Genomic DNA, 14,940 nt, shown 5'->3' on the forward strand with positions numbered 1-14,940 from the left:
CCTGATTAAAGCGTTAAGTATTCCCCTACGCCATATTGCGGCGCTGTTCGCAATATGGCGTGGAAACCTGCAACAGGTTTGAATTTCTCGTCAATCACCTTTCCAGTCTTATCCTTCGGCACTTGGCTGCCACGATCGCTCATTGCATGCTGCGCTACACAACACAGCGGAGACTCATCATGCAGCAAACAACGATTCCTCACTTAATAGCCCATCATCAAAGCGGCTTTACCCTCATTGAGCTAATGGTCGTGATCGCCATCATCGCCATTCTCAGCGCCGCAGGCATTCCGGCGTACCAAAGCTATATCCAAAAAGCGGCGATGACCGACATGTTACAGGCCATGATGCCCTATAAAACGGCGATTGAGCTGTGCGCACTGGAACAAGGTAGCCTCTCTGAATGCAATATCGGGGCGAGTGGTATCCCTCAAAGTAAAAGTACAACGTATGTTAGCAGCCTCAACGTGTCTCAAGGCATTATCACTGCGGTGGGGCAACAGGCGTTAAAAGGATTAACCGCATCGCTCACACCACAGTTAGACAGCACCAGCGGCGATCTCAGTTGGCAAAAAAACTGTCAGGCGTCGGGTGAAAACAGCGCACTTGTCACCGCCTGCGAGCAGGTTCTGCGCTTCCCATCTGCAGGAGGCTCTCAGTGAACCAGCCACATATTGAGCAGCTATGCCACCAATTTGGCTGTGTCATGATCGAAGCTGATAGCCAAGCGATCCAGATCGCAGGACCTCACGCAGTGGCTCCGAGCAAACTCATCGACGCAATAAAATTCGCCAGCGGGAAATCCGTCGTTTGGCATGTGTGGGGCGTAGCCCAGCTAGAGTCAGCCCAACAGCATCATGCAACAGTATTAAACCCACCAGATAGCACCGGTGATGATGTTAAAACCAAGCAGTTACTCGAATATATTATTCAGCAAGCGCTCAAGCGAAGAGCCTCAGACATCCATCTTGAACCTAGACGAGACGGCCTAAGCGTTCGCCTACGCATTGATGGCGTATTACAGCCGCTGCGGATCCCGAGCGGCAGCGAAACTCTGCGCATCATCCCTCGGCTAAAAGTGATGGCTGAACTGGATATCGCGGAACGCCGCATTCCACAGGATGGGCAACTTAACATCGCGCTAAATGCCCAGAGCGCGACCTTTCGTATTTCCACCCTGCCCACTCGGCTTGGTGAAAAAGTGGTACTGCGTCAGGTGCAAGATGGGGCTCAGCCTTTTGAGCTCGACGACTTGGGGTTCGAACCCCAAGCGCTTAGCACGTTTAAATCCACATTGAGCAAACCTCAGGGGCTGATTTTAGTCACAGGGCCAACGGGAAGTGGAAAAACAGCCACGCTCTATAGCAGCCTTAACTATTTGCATTCGCCAGAGATCAACATTTGCAGCGTGGAAGATCCGGTTGAGTCGCCGTTGGAAGGTGTCAACCAAACCGCAATTAACACCAAAGCCGCGCTCGGATTTACCACCGTCCTACGTGCGCTGCTGCGTCAAGACCCCGATGTAATTATGATCGGCGAGATCCGCGATGCTGAAACGGCGGAGATTGCTGTCAATGCAGCACAAACGGGGCATCTGGTGCTATCTACACTACATACCAATTCTGCTAGCGAAACGCTGGTGCGTTTATCTCAGCTAAATGTTAAGCCTTACCTTATCGCCGCCAGTTTGAGCCTCGTTATAGCACAGCGGCTGGTGCGCAAACTTTGTCAGCATTGTCGCCAACGCGATCACACCGCTCAAAAACTCACCCCCAGCCAGTGGCAAGGCGATGAGTTTCATCACTGGATAGCCGTTGGCTGCGAGCACTGCTTCAACGGTTACTATGGTCGAAAAGCGGTTTACGAAATCTTGCCGATTTCCCGTGAAATCCAACACGCGCTGCTCGCTCATGCCTCCGCGCTAGACATTTACTCGCTGTCACAGCAACAAGGCGTTGTGTCGCTATGGCAGGCAGGTCTTCAGCTTGCTCATCGAGGAGAAACCTCACTCGCGGAAGTCGTGCGTGTATTGGGTAGTCATTATGCTGACAACACACGGTGAACATAGATGGCTTATGCGCTCTTCACGTGGTTAGCGATAGATCCCGCGCAACAATTGCAAACGGGCATCTGTCTCGCCAAACAAAAAGATCAGGCATTTTTACAGCTACAGAGACAAGACCTCACACCGTTAAAAATGCAGCGGCAGTATAGCCTGCGCCCTTTGGCGTGGAAGAATGCCGATTGCATTCATGCTATCGAACAGCTCGCCACGTTGCTGCATGCGGGATTACCTTTGGCTAAATGCCTACTAATGCTGTCAGAAGATCACCCACATCGCCATTGGCGGTGCTTGCTTCAACGACTTGAACAGCAGGTGAGTATGGGTACACCTCTTTCAGAGGCGATGGTCACTTTCTCAGACATCTTTCCTCCGGTGTATAGCAAAACCATTGCCACGGCAGAATTGACAGGAAGGCTGGATCAAAGCTGTTTTGCGTTAGCAGAACAGCAGAAGCGCCAAGCCGAACTCAAAGCCAAGATCGGCAAAGCGTTGCGCTATCCCGCTCTCTTACTCAGCGTCACACTGATCGTGATCGTCATTATGCTGGTTTGGGTATTACCGCAATTTTCCGATCTCTACCGAAGTTTTAATGCCCCCTTGCCTGCATTCACGCGCGCATTGATGGCTTGCTCTCAGATGCTAATTCAGCATGCGCCATCGATTGTTGGGATTAACACTTCAGCAGCGCTTCTGATGTTATGGCGCTATCAGCGCTCTCCATCATTCAGAAAACAAACCCAGCGAATGTTATTACGGTTACCCATCATCGGTTGTTTGATATCAACGGCAAATCTTAGCCAGCTCTTTTTCAGTCTCGCCATGACCCAACAGGCAGGATTGCCGCTATTAAAAGGGTTAGATAATGCGGCTCAGGCGCAGCAGAATCCTATTTTTCGGCAGGCAGTCGAAGATGTGAGCCAGAATTTACAGCAGGGAGATGCCCTAAGCGTCGCCATAAAACAACAGTCAGTATTTCCAACGCTGTGTTTTCAACTAATACGAGTCGGTGAGGAATCCGGCGGGCTTGACCACATGATGTCGCGCTTGGCACAGCATTATCAGCATCAGGCTAATAGCCTAAGCGACGCGCTGGCACAGATGGTAGAACCTATCATGATGGTGATTATGGGTATTGTTGTTGGCGGCTTAGTGCTTGCAATGTATCTCCCTATTTTTCAGTTGGGCAGCGTATTGCAATAAGAAATGATGACGGGCAAAGAAGGCATAAAATAAAACAAAACAGCCACCCTGTATCAACAGAATGGCTGCATTGAGAGTGCTAAATTAGTTAGAACCGTAAACGCGGTTTTCCTGTTCCGCAACGCGGATAAAGGTGGTGCGCTTGGTCAGCTCTTTCAAACGCTCTGCACCCACATAGGTACACGCTGAGCGCAGGCCACCCAAGATATCACGAACGGTGTTATCTACCGGTCCACGCAGCGGGAGGCGCACGGTTTTGCCTTCAGCGGCACGATAGCCAGCCACACCGCCAACGTGGCGATTCATGGCAGATTCAGAGCTCATGCCGTAGAACAGCATGAATTTATCACCGCTTTCGTCTTCAACGATACGGCCTTCACATTCATCATGCCCAGCCAGCATACCACCCAGCATTACGAAATCAGCGCCACCGCCGAAAGCTTTAGCCACATCACCCGGAACGGTGCAACCACCGTCGGATACAATTTGCCCACCCAGACCATGCGCAGCATCGGCACATTCAATCACGGCGGACAGCTGTGGATAGCCAACGCCGGTTTTCACACGTGTGGTGCAGACTGACCCCGGCCCGATGCCGACTTTTACGATGTCTGCGCCGGACAAAATCAGCTCTTCGACCATTTCACCGGTCACAACGTTACCCGCACAGATCACTTTATCTGGGCATGCTTCGCGCGCTTTACGCAGGAATGCCACAAAGTGCTCTGAATAACCATTAGCAACGTCGATACAGATAAATTTCAGTGATGGGGATAAAGCCAGAATCTGCTTCATCTTCACGAAGTCAGCTTCAGAGGTACCGGTAGAAACCATAACATGACGCAGTACGCTTTCAGACGAACGCTGAACGAACTGCTGCCATTGTTCTACGGTGTAATGTTTGTGAACGGCGGTCAGAACATCGAAAGAAGCGAGCGCTTCTGCCATGCGGAAAGTGCCTACCGTGTCCATATTGGCTGCGATAACCGGAACGCCGGACCACTTCCATCCTGAATGCTTAAAGGTGTACTCACGCTCAAGCTCAACTTCAGAACGGCTTTTTAAGGTTGAACGCTTAGGGCGGATCAGGACATCTTTAAAGCCTAACTTCAGATCTTCTTCAATACGCATGTGTTTGGTTTCCTGGTTAACGGCGACGATTCGCAGGGAATGCAATCATACAAACGATTGGCTGTTGCATGACGCCAGTTCCAGTGACGTTATCATACGCAAGAATTCCACCTCGACAAGACTGCTTTTTCATCAAAATTTAGGTTACACTCCCATAAATTTACTTCAGCCAGCCAACCCCTTCCATATCACATTTTTCTGCATCGAAAAGCGCAAACCTTACAATTGCGCCTGTTTTTTTCTCAAAATAGTCGAGCCAATAAGATCCTTGCTTGCACTTGGCGCTAGGACCATTATGATTCGCATGGCATTTATTTCTCGCACCCATTGTGGGTTGATTAAGGTGTTAGCCAGCAAACAGTGATGCGCTAATTGGCTATGAAAAGGTGGCTTGATGACCTACATCGTTGCATTAACCGGTGGGATCGGCAGTGGTAAAAGCACTGTCGCGGATGCGTTCAGCCAGTTGGGCGTTCCCGTTGTTGATGCCGACGTCATTGCCAGACAGGTCGTAGCCGTTGGCGCTCCCGCGCTACAAAAAATTGCCGCACATTTCGGTCAGAAGATATTGCTGGGTGATGGCTCATTAAATCGGGCATTACTGCGAGAAATTATTTTTAATCAGCCGCAGGAAAAAAGGTGGCTCAACAGCCTGCTGCATCCCATGATCCATCAAGAGACGCAGCGTCAACTCGCCACTATTGATGCCCCTTACGCGTTATGGGTAGTTCCTCTGTTGATTGAAAACGGATTAACTCAGCGAGCACAGCGCGTGTTGGTGGTTGACGTTGATCCTGAAGTACAGCTTCAGCGGACAATGGCTCGCGACGGTGTTTCTCGCGAACAAGCCGCAAACATTTTGGCAGCTCAGGCCACACGTTCACAACGTTTAGCCTATGCTGATGATATTATTGAGAACAGCGGTAGCCCTGAAACCATCGCGCCGCGCGTTGCCTCACTGCATCGTCACTATCTAGATCTGGCGGCAGCGACCCAACAGGATCCACACCATGAGTGATACATCTACGACTGTTTTGTTTGAACATCCGCTAAATGAAAAGATGCGTACTTGGCTACGAATTGATTTTCTACTTCAGCAATTACAGCAACATAGACATCTACAAGATATCACTGGCGCCCTTGCCTTTTTTCGTACCACGGCCGATTTGCTTGATGTTCTAGAGCGCGGCGAAGTGCGCACCGAGCTGTTAAAAGAGCTTGAGCGCCAGCAGCGAAAACTTCTGCAATGGACTGAAGTTCCCGGCGTCGATCAGGAGATGATCCGCCAATTACGTGGCCAACTGAAAAATCAGGCCGCCACATTGATGGCTGCGCCGCGTATTGGCCAACAGCTGCGTGAAGATCGTCTTATCGCCTTGGTTCGTCAGCGTTTGGGTATCCCCGGTGGTTGCTGTAGTTTTGACCTGCCAACGCTGCATATTTGGCTTCATCAGCCGCAAGAAATTCGTGACGAACTCGTCGACTCTTGGCTCATCTCCCTTGAACCATTGTCCGCAACGCTAACGTTAATTCTAAACTTAATCCGTAACTCTGGCGTGTTCAAACCGATGATCAGCCTCAACGGTTTTTATCAGGATAACGCGGAAGATGCCGATCTGCTGCGAATGAATATTGCGTTGAATTTGCAGGTATACCCACAGGTTTCTGGCCACAAAACGCGTTTTGCGATCCGCTTCTTACCGCTTGATAGCGAGCAAGGAACTGTTCCAGAACGTTTGCAGTTTGAACTGGCCTGCTGCTAAAAATGCACTAAAGGCTCACGATGCTGAGGCGTTCTCAAAACGTGAGCACGAAAGGAAATAGAAAATGACAGATGAAACTATGACGGTGAACTGCCCTATCTGCGGCAAATCCGTAATTTGGGGCGAGCAAAGCCCATATCGCCCTTTCTGCTGCAAGCGCTGCCAGCTGATTGACCTTGGCGAATGGGCCGATGAAGAGAAACGCATTCCGAGCAATTCAGATCTTTCAGAAAGCGATGACTGGAGTGAAGAGCTGTAATGCACTCACAGGCGTAGGTTTTGCCTACGCCATTTGAGCTATGTTTTGAGTAACAAAATGCTTTGAACGGCGCTATGCCTTGTTAAGCTGTTCGATAACTGGCTTGTTAGGCTCAGGAAACTCTTCGGCTTTCAGCTGATGTTGATGCACCCAACGCATTGGCTGGCCTTCTCGCCCGTATGGCGTTTTATTCCAACGCTTAACCAAATAAAAATAGAGCGTAACGATACGGTCGCTAAAACGATGATCCAGCTGGTACAGCAATTCACTGTCTAAGACTTCGATCCCCGTTTCTTCTAATAATTCGCGCTGCAATCCCTGAACCGGGCTCTCATTAACCTCAATTTTTCCGCCGGGAAACTCCCACAGGCCGGATAAATGCGAGTCGCCGCCACGCTGAGTAATGAAAATCTCCCCTTCGTCATTGCGAATAATGCCTACTGCAATGTGCAAGTGTTTCAGGCTCATAGCTTATTCCTTCTGATGACATTCTTACCTGAGAAGATAAGAAAAAGGGATACGCCAAAGCGTATCCCTTGATAACGATTATGTTCACAGCGTTAAGTGATTAGCCTTGCAGGCGACCATGACACTGTTTGTATTTTTTGCCAGAACCACAAGGGCATGGATCGTTACGACCAACTTTGCGCTCACCGGTCTGAGAAGCCAGATCCTGTGCAACCAGAGTTGCATCGTCGACGTGGCTCAGTTGCTGTTGGCGAGCCAAGCGCTCAGCTTCTTCACGACGCTGCTGTTCCATTGCCTCAACTTCTTCTGGCATGCGCACCTGAACTTTGCTCAGCACGCTGATCACTTCATATTTCAGCGATTCCAACATGGCGGCGAACATCGCGAAGGATTCACGCTTATATTCTTGCTTAGGATCTTTCTGCGCATAGCCACGCAGATGGATACCCTGACGCAGGTAGTCCATGGCAGCCAAATGCTCTTTCCACAGGGAGTCCAGCGTTTGCAGCATTACGCCTTTCTCAAAGTTGCGCATCATTTCAACGCCCACAACTTCTTCTTTACGCTGATAAACTTCAACAGCCTGCTGGAAAATACGTTCGCGCAGAGTTTCTTCATGCAATTCTGGCTCTTTATCCAGCCACTCTTTGATTGGCATTTCCAAATCAAAGTCATTCTTCAGACGCTCTTGCAGACCTTCGATATCCCACATCTCTTCCAGCGACTGCGGTGGAATATAGGTATCAAGCACGGTTTTAAAGACGTCTTCACGGATGCTGGTAATGGTTTCGCTAACGTCGCTTACGTCCAGCAGCTCGTTACGCTGGGTGTAGATCGCACGGCGTTGGTCATTGGCCACATCATCATATTCCAGCAGCTGCTTACGAATATCGAAGTTACGGCTTTCAACTTTACGCTGCGCATTGGCAATGGCTTTAGTGACCCAAGGATGCTCGATGGCTTCGCCTGGTTTCATCCCCAGTTTACGCATCATGCCGGTAACGCGGTCAGAAGCGAAGATACGCATCAAGGCATCTTCCATAGACAGGTAGAAGCGAGAAGAACCAGCATCACCCTGACGGCCCGCACGGCCACGCAGCTGGTTATCGATACGGCGTGATTCGTGACGTTCGGTACCAATGATGTGTAAACCGCCCGCTGCCAGAACTGCGTCATGGCGGATTTTCCATGCGGCTTTAATAGCCTCAATCTGCTCGTCAGTTGGTTCAACCAGCTCTGCGACTTCCGTCTGCCAGCTGCCGCCCAACACGATGTCAGTACCACGACCCGCCATGTTGGTTGCGATAGTTACCGCGCCTGGCTGACCGGCGTTGGCAACGATATCGGCTTCTTTCGCATGGAACTTGGCGTTCAATACGTTGTGTTTGATACCCGCTTTAGTCAGCTCCTGAGAAACCACTTCTGATTTTTCAATCGAGATAGTACCCACCAGCACCGGCTGTCCACGTTTAGTACATTCACGGATATCTTCAATAATCGCACCGATTTTTTCCATTTCAGTCATATAGACCAGATCTGGCATATCTTTACGGATCATTGGGCGGTTAGTAGGAACAACGATGGTATCCAGCTTGTAGATAGAGCTAAATTCGAATGCTTCGGTATCAGCAGTACCGGTCATACCGGCTAATTTTTCATACAGACGGAAGTAGTTCTGGAAGGTGATAGAAGCCAGCGTTTGGTTTTCGTTTTGGATCTCAACGCCTTCTTTCGCTTCAACCGCCTGATGCAGACCATCAGACCAGCGACGACCTTGCATGGTACGGCCGGTGTGCTCATCGACGATGATAACTTCACCATCTTTAACGATATAGTCAACGTCACGCGTAAACAGCACATGTGCACGCAATGCCGCGGTAACGTGATGCATCAGCATAATGTTAGCTGGAGAGTACAGGGACTCGCCTTCTTCCATGATGCCCGCTTCAACCAGCATCTCTTCAATCAGGATCAGACCACGTTCGGTCAGGTTAACCTGACGGCTTTTCTCATCAACCGAGAAGTGGCCTTCGCCTTGGAAGGTATCCGAGTCTTCTTTTTCCTGACGGATGAGCTTAGGAATCAGCTTGTTCACACGGATGTACATCTCGGAGCTGTCTTCTGCAGGGCCTGAGATGATCAGCGGCGTACGCGCTTCATCGATCAGAATGGAGTCGACCTCATCCACCAGCGCATAATGCAGTTTGCGCTGAACGCGTTCTTCAGGGCTAAACGCCATGTTGTCGCGCAGGTAGTCAAAACCGTATTCGTTGTTCGTACCGTAGGTGATATCAGCGGCGTAAGCGGCACGTTTCGCGGGTGCGGTCATACCAGGCAGGTTGATACCCACAGACAGACCAAGGAACTCGAACAGTGCACGGTTGTTTTCGGCGTCACGCTGTGCCAAGTAGTCGTTCACGGTAACAACGTGCACGCCTTTGCCGCTGAGCGCATTCAGATAAGCCGGCAGGGTTGCTGTCAGGGTTTTACCTTCACCAGTACGCATTTCTGCAATACAGCGGTCATTCAGAACCATACCGCCTAACAGCTGAACGTCGAAGTGACGCATACCAAACACACGCTTACTCGCTTCACGAACGGTCGCAAAGGCTTCTGGCAACAGACTTTCTACCGTTGCGCCTTTGGCCAAACGCTCACGGAACTCATTGGTTTTTGCTTTTAGCTCGTCGTCGGAGAGTTTTTCCATCTCCGGTTCCATCTGATTAATCAGCGCTACGGCTTTGCGCATACGGCGCAGCGTACGATCGTTACGGCTACCAAAAACCTTGGTCAATAATTTAATTAACATAATTCTTAATATCTCTTAAGGAGCGATGCTTGACGATCGCCCAAATTTTATAGTGATGAGATGGTATAAAAACGATTAGATATGGCGCAGTTGGGGTCCGGCACGGATGCCCTGAACCTGAGCAACCCAAAGTGCTGGCGTATGCGCGATAGGCGCAGTATCCGACTCAGGCATCAATAAAACGGGGGTAGAAGGCGTGATAGCTGGCTGTAGCGTTAACAACGAGCTTAAAGAACTGAGTAACACCAGTTGCTGAGCATGTAGCTCATCAACCTTAATATCATTGACGGGTTCACTCGCGGCTGCCTGTGGCGTCATGCGATAGCTTAAATGCCGAATCGCCGTGCGCAGCGCGTGCTGATGCCAATAATCCACGGATTGGAAACTACCGCGGCGTTTGCTGGCCTGAAGCCACGCGAATTCATTTGTGTTGTGGGCGTTGATTAAACGCTGCAAGCTCGCGGAAGGGTCGGCAACTTTAGTCTGTTCGGTATTCGCTAATGCAGTAGGCACACCAAGCGTAGCCGCGACCATCCCCCATAGGAGATGCGGCCAAAAATAGCGTCTGCCAAATTGTCGCCAACGATTGAGAATACCAATCACATCAGATTTCCGTGTTTCCACTTACACATAGGCCGCAGATTTTACCATTATTATCATCAATCCACATCAGGATTCATCAATACCAACCGATAGAAATAATAATAATGATGCGTTTACATCATAGTAGTTTGATTATGAAGAATTAAAGCAGGGAATAAAGCACTAACAGAAGATTTAAGCAGGGGTAAAAATTAGAACGACTGGCTTCATTAGCCGGAGAGAGTACTAACTCCGCCAGTCGTGATCAGAAACAGTAGGCGTTAAGCCAAAACTGTTGTTGGTGCGCGGAATGCGATTGGCATTTCGGCATCATCTTCAAACGTTACGTATTCCCAAGCTTCCTGCTTAGCCAATACTGCTTGTAACAGTTTGTTGTTCAATGCATGACCTGATTTGAATGCGGTGAATGCACCAATGATGTTATGTCCACACATGAACAAGTCACCAATCGCATCCAGCATTTTGTGACGAACAAATTCGTCTTCAAAACGCAGGCCATCTTCGTTAAGAACGCGGTAATCGTCCACAACGATGGCACAATCGAAGCTACCGCCCAGGCACAAACCACGGGACTGTAAATATTCGATATCGCGCATAAAACCAAAAGTACGCGCACGGCTAATTTGGCGCACAAACGATTCGGCGGAGAAATCCATCCGGTAACGCTGTGAGCTGGAATCAATCGCTGGATGATTGAAGTCGATAGTAAAGTCTAAGCTGAAACCGTTATACGGAGACAGTTCGGCCCACTTATCGCCATCCTCAACACGCACAGTCTGCTTCAGGCGAAGGAATTTCTTCGCACAGTTCAGCTCTTCGATACCCGCTTCTAACAGCAGATAAACGAAAGGACTGGCGCTGCCATCCATGATAGGAATTTCTGCCGCATCAACTTCAATAATTAAGTTGTCGATACCTAAACCTGCCAGAGCAGCGTTTAAATGTTCTACGGTAGAAATACGTACGTCATGCTCATTAACCAGGCAAGTACAGAGCATGGTATCACGCACGGATTTTGCATCAGCCGGAAAATCAACCGGTGGATTCAAGTCAGTGCGACGATAGATGACCCCGGTGTTAGCCGCGGCTGGGCGCATAGTCAGCGTGACCTTCTTGCCGGTATGAAGACCGACACCAGTCGCCTGAATAATACGTTTTAATGTCCGTTGTTTGATCATCGTTTTATCTCGCAGTGTTTATCCATCCAACCACCTTTAGCAAAGTTAACTTTATACTAAGGGCGGCGGGACAGTTTAGCACAAAGAGCGGAGATGCCAAATATCTGAGTAAATTAGTCAGCTTGCTTACGCAAGAAGGCTGGAATATCCAGATAATCTGGTTCTTTATTGCTCCCCTGAGCAGTTTGGTCGTTAACGACTTTTGCCGCTGCAGGTTTGTTTTCTTGTGGTAACGGAGACAAGCCGTGCTGCTGATAACGCTGGTCAATCACCGGCTGTGGAGCCTGTTTGCTTGTTACCAGTGTAATTTCAGGACGCTTATCCATGCCGATGCCGGTCGCAACAACGGTCACGCGCAGTTCATCGTTCATCTCTGGATCCAGAGATGTACCGATAACCACGGTTGCATTGTCAGAAGCAAATGCACGAATAGTGTTACCAACGGTTTCGAACTCATCTAAACGCAGGTCGAAGCCCGCGGTGATGTTAACCAGCACGCCGCGCGCACCAGAAAGATCGATGTCTTCCAATAGTGGAGAAGAAATAGCCATTTCAGCCGCTTCTTCTGCACGGTCTTCACCGCAGGCGATACCTGAACCCATCATGGCATAACCCATTTCAGACATAACCGTACGCACGTCCGCGAAGTCGACGTTCATCAGACCTGGGCGTGTAATCAGTTCCGCAATACCCTGTACCGCACCTTTCAGTACGTCGTTAGCTGCGCCGAAAGCATCTAACAGGGAGATACCACGACCCAGAACTTTCAACAGCTTATCGTTCGGGATAGTGATCAGGGAGTCCACGTGCTTGGACAGTTCAGCGATACCCTGCTCTGCAAACGCCATGCGCTTTTTGCCTTCAAAGTTGAAAGGCTTAGTCACCACGGCAACAGTCAGAATACCTAAATCTTTGGCTACTTCAGCCACAACTGGCGCAGCACCCGTACCCGTACCACCGCCCATACCGGCCGCGATGAATACCATGTCAGCGCCTTCCAATGCAGCGCGCAGACCTTCACGGTCTTCTTCTGCAGAGTTACGGCCGACTTCTGGGTTTGCACCCGCCCCCAAACCTTTAGTGATACCACTACCGATCTGAATGGTTTGGCCGACAGCTGTTTTACGCAACGCCTGAGCATCCGTGTTAACGGCGAAGAACTCTACGCCCTCGATACGCTCACGCACCATGTGCTCTACGGCATTGCCACCGCCGCCGCCGACGCCGATGACTTTAATCACCGCGTCATTGGTTAATTCCATTGGTTCAAACATAGTTTCTCTCCGTTTTGTGCCTGTCGCTTCGAGATCATAACGCGTAAGGATGATCTCTTTTTTTAAACATTAAAACTCTTTTCTCAGCCAGCCGTTGATTTTCTTGAACCAATTGCCCACTGAAGCTCTTTTTTCTACTTCAGCCTCACCGCTAAGGTGCGACTCTTTTCCGTAATGCAGCAACCCAATCGCCGTTGAGTAGTAAGGTTCCTGCGCATAATCTGTCAGGCCAGTGATATTCAGAGGCTGTCCAATACGCACTTGCGTATGGAAAACCTGTTGCGCACACGCTGCCAATCCGTCGATCTGCGCGGCACCACCGGTCAACACGATCCCTGCTGCCAGATGATGTTTGACACCCTGCTGGCGAAGCTGTTCCTGCAACTGCAGAATTTCATCATTCACCAGATTTAACAGTTCGGTATAACGAGGCTCGATAACCTCAGCCAGCGTCTGACGCTGCAAGCTGCGTGGCGGACGTCCACCTACGCTAGGAACTTCAACGCTTTCGTCTTTGCTGACCAACGTCCCCATCGCGCAGCCGTAACGAACTTTAATCGCTTCGGCGTCGGTAGGAGGTGTGCCAAATGCATAGGCGATATCGCTCGTTACCACGTTACCTGCATACGGGATAACCTTGGTATGACGCAGTGCTCCACCGGTATAGACTGCCATATCCATGGTGCCACCGCCGATATCTACCACACAAACGCCCAGTTCACGCTCATCTTCGGTCAATACAGCATAACTCGCTGCAAGTCCTGCAAAGATCAGTTGATCAACCTTAAGCCCACAGCGCTCTACTGCTTTGACAATATTCTTTGCCATATCATTATGGCAGGTAATCAGATGAACCTTAGCTTGCATACGCACGCCAGATAGGCCAACCGGATTTTTGATGCCTTCTTGATAGTCGATGGCATATTCCTGCGGGATAACATGCAGAACACGGTGCTCATCACGCACACGAACAGACTTCGCGGTATGAACCACATTCTCTACATCTTCCAGTGTCACTTCTTCTTCGGAAATAGGAACCATCCCTATTTCGTTCTGGCAACTGATATGTTTGCCAGAAAGCGCCAAATAGACTGAAGAAATTTGGCAATCTGCCATCAGCTCGGCTTGATCAATAGCGCGTTGGACGCATTTAACGACGGATTCCAGATCGTTAACACCGCCCTTATCCATGCCACGGGATGGGCAACTGCCCACACCGATGATATTGACCATGCCATCGGGCAGAACTTCCCCTACCAGAGCGGCTACTTTCGCCGTTCCGATCTCCAGTCCAACTACCAGTTTTCTGTCCGTCGACTTGATCATTGTTGTTTAACCTGTGCCTGATTCTGTTGCTGATTAGCGTTTTGCTGTGTCTGCTGGTCAAGCGGCGCTGGAGCCCATCCAACGGCTGCGCCGGTGTCATAGCGCAGATCAACGTAGCTAATACGCTGATTGGTTGCCTGCGCTTGCTGCTGTAACGCGGGATAAAGTTCCTCAAACCGCGCCAGTCGTCCAGAAGGATCATCACGTCCCAGCTCAAGACGAATGTCGTTATCCAGACCTAGCTGCCATGAGTGACGTGCACTCATTGACACCATTTTCAGCTTAAAATTATTCTTCGCCAGTTCCTGACTCATCGAGTGGTAACCTTCCAGCACATCATTTTCGCTGCCTTCTGGGCCATACAGCAACGGCATTTTCTGCTGCACTGTACGCTCTGCTGGCACGCTGAACGATTTGCCTTCGGCATCGACCAAACGTAAGTCATTCCAACGCGCGACCGGAACGTACTCAACTAAATGGATCTTGAGTTCGTTAGGCCACTGCTTACGCACGCTGGCCTGCTTAATCCACGGTAAACGCTCAATCTGTTGCTGGATAACATCAACGTTTTGCGTCATAAACGTGCCCGGCGCACCCAGCGACAAAATCGCCTGACGAATATCGTCATTCTTCGTGAAATGACGCTCACCGGTCACTACCAGCTTGGAAAGCGGCATTCGGCTGGCATCTTTCATCCAGCTCACCACCATCCAACCACTAACCACTATTGAACCCAGTATGATCAGTAAAAAGATCATACCAAACAAACGAATACCATTACTGCGACGCAGACCTGCACCACTACGGCGTTGGCCAGAACCAGTTGGTTCACGGTCGCGAGTGTTCAGGGCTGCCTGCGACATA

General features: G+C 50.0%; 15 protein-coding genes. 6 read left to right on the forward strand and 9 right to left on the reverse strand.

The features are described from left to right. Positions 1–5 precede the first annotated feature (5 nt). Entirely contained in the window at positions 6–188 is a 183-nt protein-coding gene (locus CPY98_RS20880) for a hypothetical protein (RefSeq protein WP_147602447.1), read from the reverse strand. Between CPY98_RS20880 and ppdD the strand changes: the two genes are divergently transcribed. Genes ppdD through hofC form a run of 3 tightly spaced genes read left to right on the forward strand, consistent with a single transcriptional unit; the run spans position 180 to position 3,265 of the window. Next, positions 180–662, forward strand: coding sequence for a prepilin peptidase-dependent pilin (gene ppdD, locus CPY98_RS16585; protein WP_052123027.1), 483 nt, complete (start codon positions 180–182; stop codon positions 660–662). The genes CPY98_RS20880 and ppdD overlap by 9 nt on opposite strands. 44 nt (positions 663–706) lie before the next feature. After that, positions 707–2,062, forward strand: a complete 1,356-nt coding sequence (locus CPY98_RS16590; protein ID WP_051874178.1) for an ATPase, T2SS/T4P/T4SS family — start codon at positions 707–709, stop codon at positions 2,060–2,062. A 6-nt stretch (positions 2,063–2,068) separates the two neighbouring features. Beyond that, a complete protein-coding gene (hofC, locus tag CPY98_RS16595; RefSeq protein ID WP_096388456.1) occupies positions 2,069–3,265 on the forward strand; it encodes a protein transport protein HofC in 1,197 nt (398 codons plus the stop codon). An 84-nt stretch (positions 3,266–3,349) separates the two neighbouring features. Here the strand turns inward: hofC and CPY98_RS16600 are convergent, their stop codons facing one another. Next, entirely contained in the window at positions 3,350–4,396 is a 1,047-nt protein-coding gene (locus tag CPY98_RS16600; RefSeq protein WP_025800349.1) for a GMP reductase, read from the reverse strand. Between the two features lie 394 nt (positions 4,397–4,790). Here CPY98_RS16600 and coaE point away from each other — a divergent pair, with 394 nt between their 5' ends. From coaE to yacG, 3 genes are all read left to right on the forward strand, one after another. Further along, positions 4,791–5,414, forward strand: coding sequence for a dephospho-CoA kinase (gene coaE, locus CPY98_RS16605; protein WP_043495381.1), 624 nt, complete (start codon positions 4,791–4,793; stop codon positions 5,412–5,414). Further along, a complete protein-coding gene (gene zapD, locus CPY98_RS16610; RefSeq protein ID WP_096388457.1) occupies positions 5,407–6,159 on the forward strand; it encodes a cell division protein ZapD in 753 nt (250 codons plus the stop codon). Before coaE ends, zapD begins: the two co-directional genes overlap by 8 nt. Before the next feature lie 64 nt (positions 6,160–6,223). Then, the gene (gene yacG / locus CPY98_RS16615) at positions 6,224–6,418 is read left to right on the forward strand and encodes a DNA gyrase inhibitor YacG (protein WP_025800352.1); all 195 of its coding nucleotides are present in this window, start codon (positions 6,224–6,226) and stop codon (positions 6,416–6,418) included. Positions 6,419–6,490: 72 nt separating this feature from the next. Here the strand turns inward: yacG and mutT are convergent, their stop codons facing one another. From mutT to ftsQ, 7 genes are all read right to left on the reverse strand, one after another. Then, positions 6,491–6,880 carry an 8-oxo-dGTP diphosphatase MutT gene (gene mutT / locus CPY98_RS16620; RefSeq protein ID WP_040045447.1) on the reverse strand — a complete coding sequence of 130 codons (390 nt, stop codon included), beginning with the start codon at positions 6,878–6,880 and terminating at the stop codon, positions 6,491–6,493. Between the two features lie 106 nt (positions 6,881–6,986). After that, positions 6,987–9,695 carry a preprotein translocase subunit SecA gene (gene secA, locus CPY98_RS16625; protein WP_025800354.1) on the reverse strand — a complete coding sequence of 903 codons (2,709 nt, stop codon included), beginning with the start codon at positions 9,693–9,695 and terminating at the stop codon, positions 6,987–6,989. A gap of 75 nt (positions 9,696–9,770) precedes the next feature. After that, positions 9,771–10,298 (reverse strand): secA translation cis-regulator SecM, encoded by a 528-nt coding sequence (gene secM, locus CPY98_RS16630; protein WP_025800355.1) that lies wholly within the window; start codon positions 10,296–10,298, stop codon positions 9,771–9,773. Positions 10,299–10,558: 260 nt separating this feature from the next. Continuing rightward, positions 10,559–11,476, reverse strand: a complete 918-nt coding sequence (gene lpxC, locus CPY98_RS16635; RefSeq protein ID WP_025800356.1) for a UDP-3-O-acyl-N-acetylglucosamine deacetylase — start codon at positions 11,474–11,476, stop codon at positions 10,559–10,561. Positions 11,477–11,589: 113 nt separating this feature from the next. Then, a complete protein-coding gene (ftsZ, locus tag CPY98_RS16640) occupies positions 11,590–12,750 on the reverse strand; it encodes a cell division protein FtsZ (protein WP_025800357.1) in 1,161 nt (386 codons plus the stop codon). 69 nt (positions 12,751–12,819) lie between these two features. After that, positions 12,820–14,076, reverse strand: a complete 1,257-nt coding sequence (gene ftsA, locus CPY98_RS16645; RefSeq protein WP_025800358.1) for a cell division protein FtsA — start codon at positions 14,074–14,076, stop codon at positions 12,820–12,822. Then, positions 14,073–14,939: a cell division protein FtsQ gene (gene ftsQ / locus CPY98_RS16650; protein WP_025800359.1), complete on the reverse strand. Its 867-nt coding sequence runs from the start codon at positions 14,937–14,939 to the stop codon at positions 14,073–14,075. Before ftsQ ends, ftsA begins: the two co-directional genes overlap by 4 nt. Position 14,940: the final 1 nt, after the last annotated feature.

The sequence above is a fragment of the Hafnia sp. CBA7124 genome (assembly GCF_002355555.1).
Classification (GTDB): domain Bacteria; phylum Pseudomonadota; class Gammaproteobacteria; order Enterobacterales; family Enterobacteriaceae; genus Hafnia; species Hafnia alvei.